Raw genomic sequence first — 13,910 nt, forward strand, 5'->3', positions numbered from 1 at the left:
GCTTATGAATAGTTATCGCAGGTAGTATTACGCTGTGCCACCGACAGTAATTTCGTCAATCTTCAAACTCGGTTGACCGACTCCCACAGGGACGCTTTGACCATCTTTACCACATACCCCAACGCCTCTATCAAGCGCAAGGTCATTGCCTACCATAGAGACCTTTTTCATCACCTCTGGACCATTGCCTATAAGCGTTGCACCTTTAATTGGTTGGGTTATTTTACCATTCTCAATTAAGTAGGCTTCAGACGCTGAGAATACAAATTTACCGGAGGTAATATCCACTTGACCACCGCCAAAGTTACTAGCAAAAATGCCTTTATCTACGCTACGAATGATCTCTTCTTGACTGTGCTCACCCGCAAGCATGTAGGTATTTGTCATTCTCGGCATCGGCAAGTGGGCATAAGACTCACGACGCGCATTACCTGTAGGCGCCACGCCCATTAAGCTCGCGTTTTGCTTATCTTGCATATAGCCTTTCAAAATACCATTTTCAATCAGTACGTTGTATGCCGCTGGCGTACCTTCATCGTCCACATTCAAAGAGCCGCGACGGTCGGCTATTGTGCCATCATCCACCACAGTACAAAGACTCGAAGCGACTTGTTCACCTATTTTGCCACTGAATGCAGAGGCACCTTTACGGTTAAAATCACCTTCTAGGCCATGTCCAACAGCTTCGTGTAACAAAACGCCCGGCCAACCAGAACCGAGCACCACAGGCATCGCACCTGCTGGTGCATCAATGGCTTCAAGATTCACGCGTGCTTGGCGCACAGCTTCTTTGGCAAACTGCATCCATCTCGGTGCACCGTCTACTAACTCTTTAAAGTAACCATAATCTAAACGCGCACCACCACCGGCACTACCACGCTCTCTGCGACCATTTTTCTCAAGGAGTACCGAACAATTTAAACGTATTAACGGGCGAATGTCGGTTGCAAATGTACCGTCGCTTGCGGCAATTAACACTTCTTCATACACCGCCGACAGCGAACTTACCACTTGCTGCGCCTCAGGCGCTAAATCGCGAATGCACTGTTCAAGCTCTCTAAGTAAAGCCACTTTATCCGCATCACTCATGCTGGTAATTGGCTGTGCTGGTTGAAATTGAATGGGTGCTTTTACGTCGCTAAATACTTGAACTTTACTGCTTTCGCCAGCTTGCGCAATGCTACGCGCAGCTTCTGCTGCTTTGGTTAACGCTTCAATATTGATGGCATCAGAATAACTAAAGCCAGTCTTCTCACCACTCACTGCACGCACACCAACACCACGTTCGATGTTGTAGCTGCCGTCTTTGACTATGCCGTCTTCCAGCACCCAAGTTTCGTGGTAGCTTGATTGAAAATACAGATCGGCATAATTTACTTTGTGCTGATGAATATACTCGAGAGTCTGTGATAATTGCTCACGTGTCAGCTGGCTATTGGTCAGTAAATTCTGCTCTACATTACTCATAAAAACTCACTTTTAAATCGGTTATGATCCGCAACCGGCATTTTTTGCCGGATCGAATCAAGAAACGCGCTATCTAGCTGCTGTGAAATGGGTTCTAAATTCGCACCAGAGTCAATTAAGACTTCACCCCAAGGCGATACAATTAAACTGTGTCCATAGGTTTCTCGGCCATTTTCATGACGACCTACTTGCGCGGCTGCAACTACGTAGCATTGATTTTCTATCGCCCTTGCCTGTAATAATGGCTGCCAGTGTGCCTTGCCCGTTGCACAGGTAAAAGCACTCGGGACTAAAAATAGCTCAGCTCCCTTCGCTCTCATCATTTGGAACAAACCGGGAAAACGCAGATCATAACACACGCTTAATCCAATTCTGCCAAATGGACTATCCACTACCACGACATCCTGTCCAGGCTCTGTTCGCTCAGACTCTCGGTATTGTTTAGTTTTGTCACTCACATCGGCGTCAAACAGATGGATCTTATTATAGCGTGCTACGATTTCACCATTCGAATTAAATAAGTAACTCGCAGCCAGATATTTATCGTTCTGATTTGGTATCGCGATGGTACCTGCCGCCAACCAAATGCTATGTTGTTGACAAAGCGCTGAGAGCTGTTGGAGCAGTGCTTCATTATGCTGCGCGTATTCCCAAGCCTGTTGCGCATTGTCGCAAAATGCCAACCAAGTTTCAGGTAAACAGACTAAGGTTGGCTCTTCCACCACTAACTTAGCCAGCTGGTTTTTAAGGTAAGCTATATTTGTTTGGGGTACTTTCGCCGAACACATTGGTAGTGCAATCACCTTAGCCATTACCACTTTCCTTATTTTGCGGCACAAGAGGTTGCTCACTATGCTTAAGTGTAGCACTTGGTTGTGATTCTGAATTCAATGCTGGTGCTTCTTTACTGGTATTCTCATCAGCTCCATCTGGCGTCGCTTCTTCACTAGGAGGCACAACCGGTTTAGGTAACTCAATTTCTTTACTCTTACGATCAACCTCGGTAACCACTGGCTCTTGCATCGTTCCGGTGATTTTAAAATTAATCTCGGAGATCACTCGCGCGGAGTGGATCACCTTATCCAACGCCAGCGCAGCTAATCCCGTCACTGGATTCACTGCCCATGCCATAATCACAGGTAAACTCGACGTGACTTGTGGTGCGACGGCCAAATCATAATTAATTTCGTGAGTATTGAGGTCGGCATAGCCACGTATCGTTAGATCAGCTGGCACACCATCGAGCTTTGAATCTTCGGTGATCGCAATACCATTCGTTAGTTGTACCGAACCACTCATACTGTTATAGAAAAATCCTTTAGAAAACACATCTCTAAAGTCCAAGCGTAGCTTTCTGATCAAAGAGTCCAAACTCAGTAGCGAAAAGACGCGCGCCCCTTTATCACTTATTTCTGCCAAATGACCTTCACCTAAGCGCCAAGCCAACTCGCCTCCTAAGCTAGGTAAATCCATTTCGTATGGGGCGCCTTGCCAATTGAGGGCAAAATCAATGTTGGCGCGGGAGTCTTTAATAGTCGAAGTAATATCAAACTCATCCGTTAGTTCACCAAAATCATCGCTGTTTAACGCGCCACTTAGCGTCGTTTTACCTTGTTCAAAGCGGCCACTAGCATTGAGTTTATGATCTTTTTTGTCAATCACTAGCTCTGAAATATTGAGTCTATTACCATCTCCAAACAACGACATATTAACCTGATCTAACTGATATTCACTGACTTTACAGTCACCGCACACAAACTCGGTTGCAGGTAAGCTCAACAACCAATCTAACGAGTGAATGTCGTTTTCCACTGTCTCTTGCGCTTGCGGTTCTGACTTAGGTAAATTTAGACGTAAATAATCACTATTAATGTGAATAGGCCGACTTGAACTTGATGCTGGAATAGCGACTTGTGAGCGCATTTCTTTACTATTGATTTTAAGCTGCATCGCACCATCAATCGCAGCCATCGTAAAGTCAACATCATGGAAAGGGATCTCTGAGAATGTTACTTTTGAGAAAGAGCCATTTACCTGATTCAGTGCCGGTAGAAATACAGGATCGGAGCCAGAGCTTGGCGCTTTGATAATACGGTTGATCAGTGGTAACCAAGGCAGCAACTCGACTTCCTGTTGTTTGATTGTGATATCAAAACCGGATGCATTTAAGCCTTCATCTTTACTGCCAATTATCAGGTGTGCATTACGCATCGCACCGGACCCATTTTCAATAATGCCATTAAAATACAACTGATTATCTAGGCTTGCCGTAACAAGATTTGAAATATCATCCCCTAATACCGTGCCGCTTAGCAGCTTAGCTTGATCAGCGGGTTTACCGAATTGATCGGGTAAGTGACTTGTCATTCCCCGTAAATCACTCGCAAATTTAGCTCTATAGTTAAACCCAGCCTCGGCAAAATTAAGGACAAGCTCTGTACTTAGCATGCTATTGCCTTCAAAGTAGCCGTCAATAATTCCATTTGCGTGCGGTTGCAATTGTTCTATCCCTGCTTCAAGACTGACCTTGGTCGTTACTTGATAATTTTGCTTATCTCCGCTTCCAGATAAGTCCAACGACAAGGGCATGTCCAACCACTTAGCAGACAAATCATTCACTTCGATATTGTCATCATCGAAGCTAACGACACCTTTCACTTGCTGTAATTGCATGCCAGGCTTTGCCAAGAAAACAGGATTGTTGTCTAGGTAGATGTCACCTTTAGTATGTACGGCACCTGAGTGCAGGTCGACGGCCAATTGCACATCCCCTCTTGCATCACCTTTACCTTGAACAATATCTAATATATTCGCGAGCGGATCTGCGAGTGGCGTTGCTGCAAAGAAAGGCTGTAACGTGCTTGCTTCTGTGGTGTGATTAATATCAACAGTCAGCACATCAGCGTGATTTAAATCCGCAATACTAACAACAACCCCCTCATCAATACTTTGATTAACAAGTTCACCACGGTGTGCGTAGATATCCATTCTTTCGTTTTCGAAATGTAGTGTGACATCACCAGAAGTAACGCTAGGCCAATCCGGTGCAAAACCAAAAGTAACATCATTCAAACGTGATTTAACTTCAAACTGACCTTGCTTATCAGCGAAAGGAAATTGTGAAAGCGGCCCACTCAGTAAGACTTGTGTCTGCAAGTGCTGGCCACCTTGGATCCCTGCTTCTAAATAATCGACTAAGCTTTTACGCATAATACTGACAGGAAAGTAATGTGAAGCGATTTCACCACGCCCACCGAGTAGTTCCGCATATAAATCAAGTCGGGGGTCATCAGATAACTGCAAGGAAAACTCTGTGGCTAACGCTACATCTTGATTGCTAAGCCAAAAGTTGGGACTAGAAACTTGCCAGCCTTGGGCTTGTTGATTGCGAATATAGACATCACCACTGAGCTGCTGGAGCGTGATATTATCTTTGAAGGTCTCTTTTGATAGCAGTTCAGTTTGCTCAGCACTTAAATCGAGCCTAACTTGCTCATCAGTCGCAGTCACCTCTAATCTGGTGCCATAAATTCCCGGGATCCCATGAAATGGCTCAAAAGCAATCTCTTCAATAACTCCCCATGCCGCAAAAGCATTATTAGTGCCTAGGCTGAATGTCGCTGCGCTCAGTTGGCCATTGGGATTCATGCCATAAAGCAAATCTCGCCCAGGGAATTTAGCAAGTTGCGCTAACTCAGCTAAAAAGTTGGCGTTAATATCCTTTAACCAAAAGGTCTTGTTATCTTTATGCCATTTCGCTTCAAATAAAATAGGAGCAAGCGCTTCTTGATTGCGACTAAACTGGATACCACTACTTTGCACCCACCACCCCTGCTGGTCCGGCTTTAATAGAAATTGAGCATCATCTAATGCTAACGTGCGCTGATTTTCATTTTCTTGCCAAGTCAAGGTACTGGGTTTGATATCCACTGTGATATCTTGCAATGTACCTTGCTCAAAACCTAACCATAGCTGAGCATTGATGTCTGCTTTTAGGTCTGGATGCGCTAGGGTAATAAGTTCTTCTAACCAATCAACCGGATTAACCTTATCTGCAGATACATAGATATTACCCGCCAATTCACGTAGCTTTCGTCCTGACAAAGAAAGACGAGCGTTAAACTGGCCTTGAGAAAACCCAGGTAATGCGATTTCGCCCGCACCTTCATGTAATGCGCTAGAGTTTTGCCACACTAAATCTTTCAATAGTAAACTGTGGGTCTTACCACTAGAAAAGGTGATATTAAGGTGACTGTTTTGCACCGAAAAATGCCCAACATCGCCTAAGAAAAGGCTTTCAATTAATGCTTGCTGCTCAAAAGCACCTTGATCTTGAGCTGCGTTTAACTTGCTCAGATCTATATCAGCTTCAAACCCTTCCAGTACAAAATAGTTAGATGCGATCTGCATTTGTCGTACAGACTCAAATACATTGAGCTGCAAAGAGGTTTTGGCAATATTAATGGAAATTGGCGAGTCTTTATTATCTTTAAAAGAGAGTGATTCCAACACCAGAGCAGGCCCATTGCCCTCCCAACTCGCACTGATCTGGCCAATACTAATATCAACGTTCAGTTGCTTTTGGATCAGCGCTTCGATGTTACTTCTATAATCATTTGCATAGGGTAAGGCGTACTTTAGCGCAGACACCAGCACCGCGAGTGTCACTAAAGTGATCGCAAAGATTTGCCACGCTTTACGCAGGCAGAAAAAACAGACGGTCTTAGCCTGCATGTACCGCTACCCTTTACATCATTACTACGTCAAACTGCTCTTGGCTGTATAAGCTCTCAGTTTGAATGCTAACCTGCTTACCAATAAATAGTTCAAGCTCAGCTAAATTATGATACTCGTCGTTGATCAAGGCTTCGCTCACCGCTGGCGAGGCATAAACCATAAACTTGTCAGCATCATAAGCACGATTCACACGCACGATTTCCCGCAGGATCTCATAGCAAACGGTTTCCACCGTTTTTAGTGAACCACGACCCGAGCAAGATGGACACACATCACAAAGAATATGTTCGAGGCTCTCACGCGTGCGCTTGCGGGTCATTTCTACAAGCCCAAGAGCAGAGAGTCCATTAATATTGGCTTTCGCTCGGTCTTTAGACAACGCCGTTTCTAAAGAGTGCAATACTCGGCGTTTATGCTCGTCAGATACCATGTCAATAAAGTCGATAATAATGATACCACCAAGGTTTCGTAACCTTAGTTGTCTCGCAATTGCTGACGTTGCTTCAATATTGGTATTAAAAATCGTCTCTTCGAGGTTACGATGGCCAACGAACGCGCCAGTATTGACATCAACCGTTGTCATTGCTTCTGTTTGGTCAATGATAAGGTAGCCACCAGACTTTAACTCAACCTTTCGATGCAGTGCTTTTTGGATCTCAGTTTCAACATCAAACAAGTCAAAAATGGGGCGCTCACCTGGGTAATACTCAAGTGCACTTGCAAGTTGGGGAACAAACTCTTCAGTGAAAAGCTTTAGCTCTTGGTAAGTTAACTTTGAGTCAACACGGATACGCTCCATGTCCTCACCAACATAATCACGCAAGGTGCGAAATGCTAAGGTAAGATCCTCATGCAAAATTTTTGCTTTGCTCGTTTTGCGGCGGCGAGTTACAATTTTCTGCCAAAGCTTTTTCAAAAACTCCGCATCATGCTGTAACTCTGCTTCCGAAGCGCCTTCAGCAGCGGTACGAACGATAAAACCACCGTTTTCGTCATTATATTGTGCAACGATCTCTTTTAACCGGTCACGCTCTTGTTCGGTTTCAATACGTTGACTCACTCCCACATGCGTCGCATCAGGCATAAACACCAAATAACGTGAGGGAATAGTGATATCCGTTGTCAGTCTAGCGCCTTTTGTGCCAAGCGGATCTTTGACTACTTGTACCATAATGAACTGGCCTTGTTTAACCAGCTCACGAATGTCCTGCACTTTCTTAACTGGGGACTCGGCCACCCCCTCTTCGATAGAAGCGCTGTTCACGATATCTGACGCATGTAGAAATGCCGCTTTTTCCAAGCCGATGTCCACAAAAGCAGCCTGCATACCAGGAAGAACTCGGCTTACTTTGCCAAGATAAATATTACCGACGATGCCTAGGTTACCGATCCGTTCAACTTGAACTTCTTGCAGCACCCCATTTTCGATTAAGGCTACGCGACTTTCACTTGGGGTGACGTTGATTAGTAGTTCGCTACTCATATTTTATTTTAAAAACCGTTGAATTAATTCGTCTGTCTCATATAAAGGTAAGCCGACAACTGCAAAATAGCTACCTTGGATCTCAGTTACAAAGCGTCCACCTACCCCTTGGATCCCATAGCCACCCGCTTTATCTTGTGGCTCATTGGTGTCCCAGTAGGCATCAATTTCAGTTTCGCTAAGCGTTTTAAAAGTCACATTGGTCACAATCACATTGCTCAATACTTTGCTTGTATCAGCAAGTGCAATCGCCGTCATCACCTGATGCGTATGACCAGAAAGGCGCTGCATCATCGCTTTGAAATCCGCTTTATCACGAGGCTTACCAAGCGCTTCTCCGTCAATGACAACCACAGTGTCACTGCCAAGAACCGGCTTGTCGGTATACCCTAGCGCCACACCTGATTGTGCTTTTAAACACGCTAAACGCTCCACAAGCTGTAATGCGCTTTCATCGTCTAGTGGACTTTCATCTGCATCAACACTAAATTGCTCGAACGAATAGCCAAGCTGAGAGAGTAGCGCTTTGCGACGCGGAGAAGCCGAAGCTAAATATAAAGAGATAGACATTATCTGATCCTAAACTGTCTACGATATTTTCTCAGCAGTGGGAATATCCACAGCCAGCACACCATGCCCGTAACCGCAGGCCACAGATAATGCGGGTTAAAGTAGATATCAAGCAAGAAATGATTAAGCCAAAATTGTAACAAATGATAGAGCGCGAGAAATAGCCCGATCAGCACTGCTTGCTGCCAGATGGAGAAATTACGAATTTTCTGAAAGTTGCTGGCGGTAATATAAATACAAATGGAATAGGTCAACGAGTTCACCCCAAGTGGCGCGCCCATCGCTAAATCTATTATCAGGCCAGTCATCCAAGCCCAGCCAATATTCACACGGTGAGGAACGGCCAAAGACCAGTACATCAACACCAATAATACCCAGTCAGGACGAAATGGTTCAAGTGAAAAAGGCAATGGCATAAGTGCCATGATTAACGCAACAAAGACACTCAATGCAATCAATAAGTTGCTATGTTTACTCATGATTAATTGCCTCTTGGCTACGTTTACCTAACACCACGAGTAAGCGAATGCGATCTAGTTGTGCAATCGGCTCTGCCTGTACTTGTGCAAACGGTAGGCCTTCGTCTCTGTCTATCTCAGTAACTACAGCCACCGGATAGCCTTCAGGGAAAGTACCACCAAGCCCGGAAGTGACCAACACATCACCAATACGAATATCCATGCTATGCGGTACATGGGCAAGGCGAACATTATTGATTTTACCCGTCCCCTCTACCACAGTGCGAACGTCATTACGCAATATTCTGACCGGTGTCGCATGGGTGGTATCTGTCATCAACAGCACTCTTGAGGTCGTTGTACCGACTTGAGTTAACTGCCCAACAATACCCATTTCGTCAATAACAGCCTGTCCTTCGCTGATCCCATCAATAGTACCGCGATTGATCACCACCTGATGACTATAAGGGTTCGAATGAACAGACAACACTTGAGATATTAAACGTTGATTGGTTTCCCTAGCCGAAGCACCTAATAAGGCGCGCAATTCTTGATTTTCTTTTTGCAAAAACTGAAGTTGCTGTAATTGCTCACTCTGTATTAATTGTTTTTCTCTGAGTGCTTGGTTTTCTTGTTGCAGCTTTTCTCTGGTATTGAGACTTTTCAGGCCCAAGTTGAACGCTTCATAAGGAATGTTAGCAACGTACAGTAGCGGGCTAACCAAAGTGTTTAAACTGGTTCGCACCATAGTCCCACCAACCGTGTAGCGGTCACCAATGATCAGAATAATACTAAGCACAACTGCGACAGTAAGTCGCAGTTGTAAAGGAACGGTTCGGCCAAATAATAAATTCATCAGTCGTAACTAAATACGTCACCACCGTGCATGTCTATCATCTCTAACGCCTTACCACCACCTCTTGCCACACAAGTTAATGGGTCATCGGCAACCACCACTGGAATACCAGTTTCTTCCATCAACAAACGGTCTAAGTCTTTGAGTAATGCGCCACCACCTGTTAATACCATGCCGTGGGCAGAAATATCAGAGGCAAGCTCTGGTGGCGACTGCTCTAGCGCAACCATTACTGCACTTACAATTCCCATCAAAGGTTCTTGTAACGCTTCTAAGATTTCATGTGAGTTGAGTGTGAAAGAGCGTGGTACCCCTTCAGCTAAATTACGGCCGCGAACCTCAATCTCAATCGGCGTTTCACTCTTAAATGCAGAGCCTATTTCATGTTTGATATGCTCAGCCGTCGCTTCACCAATTAGGCTTCCGAAGTTACGACGTACATAGTTGATAATCGCTTCATCAAACTTATCACCACCGATACGTACCGAAGACGAGTAAACAACACCATTCAGTGAGATAATCGCCACTTCCGTCGTACCACCACCAATATCAACAACCATTGAACCCGTCGCTTCAGATACTGGTAGGCCAGCACCAATTGCAGCCGCCATTGGCTCTTCAATTAAGTACACTTCACGCGCACCGGCACCCATTGCAGATTCACGGATTGCGCGCTTTTCAACTTGTGTTGCACCACAAGGTACGCAAATAAGTACACGAGGGCTTGGACGCATAAAGTTATTATTGTGCACCTGTTTAATAAAGTGCTGTAACATTTTTTCTGTTACATAGAAGTCTGCAATCACCCCATCTTTCATCGGGCGAATAGCTTTGATGTTACCCGGCGTTCGACCTAACATTTGCTTGGCCGCAGTACCCACTGATGCAACGCTTTTTGGGCCACCAGCTCGCTCCTGACGAATTGCCACTACCGATGGCTCATTCAGTACGATGCCTTCTTCTTTTACATAAATAAGTGTGTTTGCCGTCCCTAAATCGATAGAGAGATCGTTAGAAAATAATCCGCGTAATTTTTTAAACATGAGGCTGGGTGACCTTTCAGAATTCTGTCAAACAAAGCAGCATCACCTGCTGCTCTTAATTTACTACTTATCGCTCTCGAACAAGTCGAAAACCTATATAATTCGCTCTAAAATCTGGCGCTAACGCTAAGCGAGTTGACACTCGAGCCAAACTCGGTGCGAAGTTCCATGCACCGCCACGCACTGTAACATCGCTCTGAGAAGCACGCTTTTGCGTCCACTCCCAAACGTTTCCTACAGTATCATATAAGCCATAGCTATTTGGTGAAAATTGGGCAACTGGTGAAGGACTTTTATTAGACCACTCACTGCCACACCAACCACAATTAGCTAGGTTTCTTCCGATTTCATTACCCCAAGGATACTCAGATGCAGTGCCTGCACGCGCCGCATATTCCCATTCTACTTCATTGGGTAATCTAAATTGCTGTCCTTTTTCGCCAGATAACCAGTTGGCATACGCTTTGGCATCGTCATAGGCCACACACACAACGGGAAAGTTATCTGATTGCTCGTAACCTGGGTTTTCCCAATTATATTCAAGCTCCCAAACTGGTTCGCCATTTTTATAGTATGCGCAGCCTTTACCTTGCTCAGCTAAGGTTTTATATCCAGTGCTTTGTGCAAAACGGCGAAAAGCTTCGACTGTAACTTCTGTGCTCTGCATGGCATATGAATGACTCAACACTTTTTCAACAACCGGACGCTCATTTGGTAAACCATTACCCGTCAGGTCGCCCATTTTGAAAGTGCCAGCAGGGATAATAGCCAGTTCATTCTTAGTGGCTGCTACGGCGACTACCTGCATTTGTTGCGCTTCAGGCTCAGGCTTTTTCGTTACAACAGACGTTACCGATTGGCGTTTCTTCACCAATTTCGCATTAATGGTTTGCGCAGCTCGTAGGTTAATACGTGCTTTATAAGGTTCATAACCTAATTTACGGATCTCAACATCATAAAATCCAGCAGGAATTGCTACTGTCGTTTTTGTCGCGCCGTAACTGACTCCATTAATGAATACTTCGTCGTCGTAAACATTTGATCTTAAAGTTAACTCGACTGTTTTATCAGCCGTTTGTGACTTTTTTACAAGAGGGGTCTCCACGACGGGTTGCTTAGTAATAGTCGCAACTTCAACCGGCTCACTTTGCGTGTCCGAAAAAGTCAGTTGATTATCACTGTAGACTGTTGAGTAGTTCGACTGATAATTTACGGCAAGCGGTGTGCCATATTCAGCGCAATAACGATTGTCTAAGCTCAGCAAGTTACATAAGCGACTGCTATTTACGTCACCACGCATCGTCACGCTGAGATTAACGTTGTAGTTGCCTTGTCCACTAAATCCACTATTTACAACATGGCTGCTAACCACTTGAACCTGTGCGCCAGCCATATTGCGTTTTGGCTCGACAACACGGTTCTCAGTTAGGTTTGCAAAAATCTGATCAATAAAACGCTTGGTTGCTTTTTGAAGCCCCATTTGCTGACCACGCTGTTCACAAGCTGCCAAGGTTTCTGTGCGCTTACAGTTAATCGTGTGGTCTACCTCTAGCGTACCTTCACGAGTAAACTCATTACGTAGTCGCTCTACTCGTGCTGTACCAAGCTGATCTTTTAAATTTTCAAGCGTATTTACTAAGGTGTGCTTAGTTACACGGACTTGCTCAATATCTTTACGCTGTGATGCAATCGCCGCAATTTGCATCGCAATGTCTTCTTTATTCTGTTTGTGATCTGCCACTGCTTGTTGATAACGCGTTTGCGCAGAAGAAATATCAATGGAAGGATCATCAATTAGCCGACGATACAACTCATTCATTGCATCTAAGGCCTGGTTTTTTTCTTTGTCTAACTCACCTGAACGTTTTCTCAATAACTCAAGTTGAGACTGCAGACGCGTTTCCTCTGCTAGGTGTTTCTCTAAAACGACCGAGTATCTGTCTAATTCGCTTTGCTTATTAGATAATTCTGACTCGATGGCAGTGACTGTTGCAGTATCTTGCGCCATAGCGCTTTGAGCAACAGTACCCATGGCCAGGATCGAGGCCGAGACAATAAAAGTTAAAGGAGCAATTCGCATATGTTCCATTCCCAACAGCGGCAATTGTTTGGTCTTGTTATTTCTTATAGTTAGGGCTCTATGCTATGTACTTACAAAGTAAAACACAAGCTTTGCACAATTAATATCTGAGTTTACAACTATTAACCAGCGTCTTGCCAGTTTTTAGCTGAGATTTTGTCTATTTTTCTCTAACATCGCGATATGTTACTAATTCGAGTCCAAAATAGTGGTTAGACAATTAAGGATGTATGATAACTTCTGGAGTGAAGCGCTCGGGTTATTTATTATAGTGCGCAAAATATCAGACTAATTTCATTATGCAAACCATCACAAATATCGCCGAGTCACCAATCCAAACTATTCACCACCCGACATTGGATAAATACGGTTTAACTTTGCAGGTTAAGCGTGATGATTTGCTTCATCCTGTGATCCAAGGAAACAAATGGCGTAAGCTAAAGTACAACATCCTCCACCTAAAGCAAGCAGGCCTTGAAGAGTTAGTCACTTTTGGCGGAGCATTTTCCAATCACTTATATGCCACCAGCATGGCGTGCAAACTTTTCGCAATCAAAGGTCACTTAATTGTTAGAGGCCCAGAGGTTGACCGGCACAACCCAACGCTAAAAATGGCAAGCGCTTGCGGGCTAGCACTTCACCCAGTGAGTCGAGCCGAATACCGGCAAAGAAATCAACCCGAATACATTCAAACTCTGCAAGCCAAGTTTAATAATGCTTATCTCATACCAGAAGGCGGCACTAATGCACTTGCACTGCAAGGTGTTGAAGAGTTAGCGCATTCCTTGCCTCAAAGTGATTATGTCATGACGGCTGTGGGCAGTGGCGGCACAGTGGCAGGACTAATCTCGGGATTGCCTAATCACACGCAGGTTTTAGGTGTTACGGTACTAAAAGGTGCTGAATACCTAGCACAGGAAATACATGAATTAATCACTGTTCAGCGCTGCGCGACATGGCAGCTACTCCATGATTTTCATCACGGAGGTTACGCCAAGACTACACCTGAATTGCTGAGATTTTGTCATGAAATGAAGGTGAAATATCGTTTGCCTCTAGAGCCTATTTACACTGGTAAACTGTTTTACGCTATTTTCACTTTGGCTAAACAAGGATACTTCAAAAGAGGCAGTGTGATCACCGCAATCCATACCGGCGGTTTACAAGGATTAGATGGTTTGAGATATCTGGATAATAAAAAATCGGCCTAATCAGC

10 protein-coding genes are annotated in these 13,910 nt (G+C 44.6%); 1 reads left to right on the forward strand and 9 read right to left on the reverse strand.

Going from position 1 to position 13,910, the window contains the following annotated elements:
- Positions 1–27 precede the first annotated feature (27 nt).
- From tldD to CKO50_RS15585, 9 genes are all read right to left on the reverse strand, one after another.
- Complete coding sequence (gene tldD / locus CKO50_RS15545) at positions 28–1,467, reverse strand: metalloprotease TldD (RefSeq protein ID WP_010605941.1); 1,440 nt, start codon at positions 1,465–1,467, stop codon at positions 28–30.
- A complete protein-coding gene (locus CKO50_RS15550) occupies positions 1,464–2,279 on the reverse strand; it encodes a carbon-nitrogen hydrolase family protein (protein WP_095728891.1) in 816 nt (271 codons plus the stop codon). Before CKO50_RS15550 ends, tldD begins: the two co-directional genes overlap by 4 nt.
- Entirely contained in the window at positions 2,272–6,201 is a 3,930-nt protein-coding gene (locus tag CKO50_RS15555) for a YhdP family protein (protein ID WP_095728892.1), read from the reverse strand. Before CKO50_RS15555 ends, CKO50_RS15550 begins: the two co-directional genes overlap by 8 nt.
- 13 nt (positions 6,202–6,214) lie before the next feature.
- The gene (rng, locus tag CKO50_RS15560) at positions 6,215–7,687 is read right to left on the reverse strand and encodes a ribonuclease G (RefSeq protein WP_095728893.1); all 1,473 of its coding nucleotides are present in this window, start codon (positions 7,685–7,687) and stop codon (positions 6,215–6,217) included.
- 3 nt (positions 7,688–7,690) lie between these two features.
- Positions 7,691–8,257: a nucleoside triphosphate pyrophosphatase gene (locus CKO50_RS15565; RefSeq protein ID WP_095728894.1), complete on the reverse strand. Its 567-nt coding sequence runs from the start codon at positions 8,255–8,257 to the stop codon at positions 7,691–7,693.
- A complete protein-coding gene (gene mreD, locus CKO50_RS15570; protein WP_026001073.1) occupies positions 8,257–8,739 on the reverse strand; it encodes a rod shape-determining protein MreD in 483 nt (160 codons plus the stop codon). The genes CKO50_RS15565 and mreD overlap by 1 nt, the downstream gene beginning before the upstream one ends.
- The gene (mreC, locus tag CKO50_RS15575) at positions 8,729–9,571 is read right to left on the reverse strand and encodes a rod shape-determining protein MreC (protein WP_010376644.1); all 843 of its coding nucleotides are present in this window, start codon (positions 9,569–9,571) and stop codon (positions 8,729–8,731) included. The genes mreD and mreC overlap by 11 nt, the downstream gene beginning before the upstream one ends.
- The gene (locus CKO50_RS15580; RefSeq protein ID WP_010376642.1) at positions 9,571–10,614 is read right to left on the reverse strand and encodes a rod shape-determining protein; all 1,044 of its coding nucleotides are present in this window, start codon (positions 10,612–10,614) and stop codon (positions 9,571–9,573) included. Before CKO50_RS15580 ends, mreC begins: the two co-directional genes overlap by 1 nt.
- Positions 10,615–10,681: 67 nt before the next feature.
- Positions 10,682–12,694, reverse strand: a complete 2,013-nt coding sequence (locus tag CKO50_RS15585) for a formylglycine-generating enzyme family protein (RefSeq protein ID WP_095728895.1) — start codon at positions 12,692–12,694, stop codon at positions 10,682–10,684.
- A gap of 299 nt (positions 12,695–12,993) precedes the next feature.
- Here CKO50_RS15585 and CKO50_RS15590 point away from each other — a divergent pair, with 299 nt between their 5' ends.
- Positions 12,994–13,905, forward strand: a complete 912-nt coding sequence (locus CKO50_RS15590) for a 1-aminocyclopropane-1-carboxylate deaminase/D-cysteine desulfhydrase (protein ID WP_095728896.1) — start codon at positions 12,994–12,996, stop codon at positions 13,903–13,905.
- The last annotated feature ends 5 nt before the right edge of the window (positions 13,906–13,910 follow it).

The organism is Pseudoalteromonas sp. HM-SA03, from assembly GCF_002289345.1.
GTDB lineage: Bacteria > Pseudomonadota > Gammaproteobacteria > Enterobacterales > Alteromonadaceae > Pseudoalteromonas.

Coding starts and splice junctions, on each gene's coding strand:
- tldD (WP_010605941.1), bottom strand. CDS start 1,467: ATGAGTAATGTAGAGCAGAATTTACTGACCAATAGCCAGCTGACACGT.
- CKO50_RS15550 (WP_095728891.1), bottom strand. CDS start 2,279: ATGGCTAAGGTGATTGCACTACCAATGTGTTCGGCGAAAGTACCCCAA.
- CKO50_RS15555 (WP_095728892.1), bottom strand. CDS start 6,201: ATGCAGGCTAAGACCGTCTGTTTTTTCTGCCTGCGTAAAGCGTGGCAA.
- rng (WP_095728893.1), bottom strand. CDS start 7,687: ATGAGTAGCGAACTACTAATCAACGTCACCCCAAGTGAAAGTCGCGTA.
- CKO50_RS15565 (WP_095728894.1), bottom strand. CDS start 8,257: ATGTCTATCTCTTTATATTTAGCTTCGGCTTCTCCGCGTCGCAAAGCG.
- mreC (WP_010376644.1), bottom strand. CDS start 9,571: ATGAATTTATTATTTGGCCGAACCGTTCCTTTACAACTGCGACTTACT.
- CKO50_RS15580 (WP_010376642.1), bottom strand. CDS start 10,614: ATGTTTAAAAAATTACGCGGATTATTTTCTAACGATCTCTCTATCGAT.
- CKO50_RS15585 (WP_095728895.1), bottom strand. CDS start 12,694: ATGCGAATTGCTCCTTTAACTTTTATTGTCTCGGCCTCGATCCTGGCC.
- CKO50_RS15590 (WP_095728896.1), top strand. CDS start 12,994: ATGCAAACCATCACAAATATCGCCGAGTCACCAATCCAAACTATTCAC.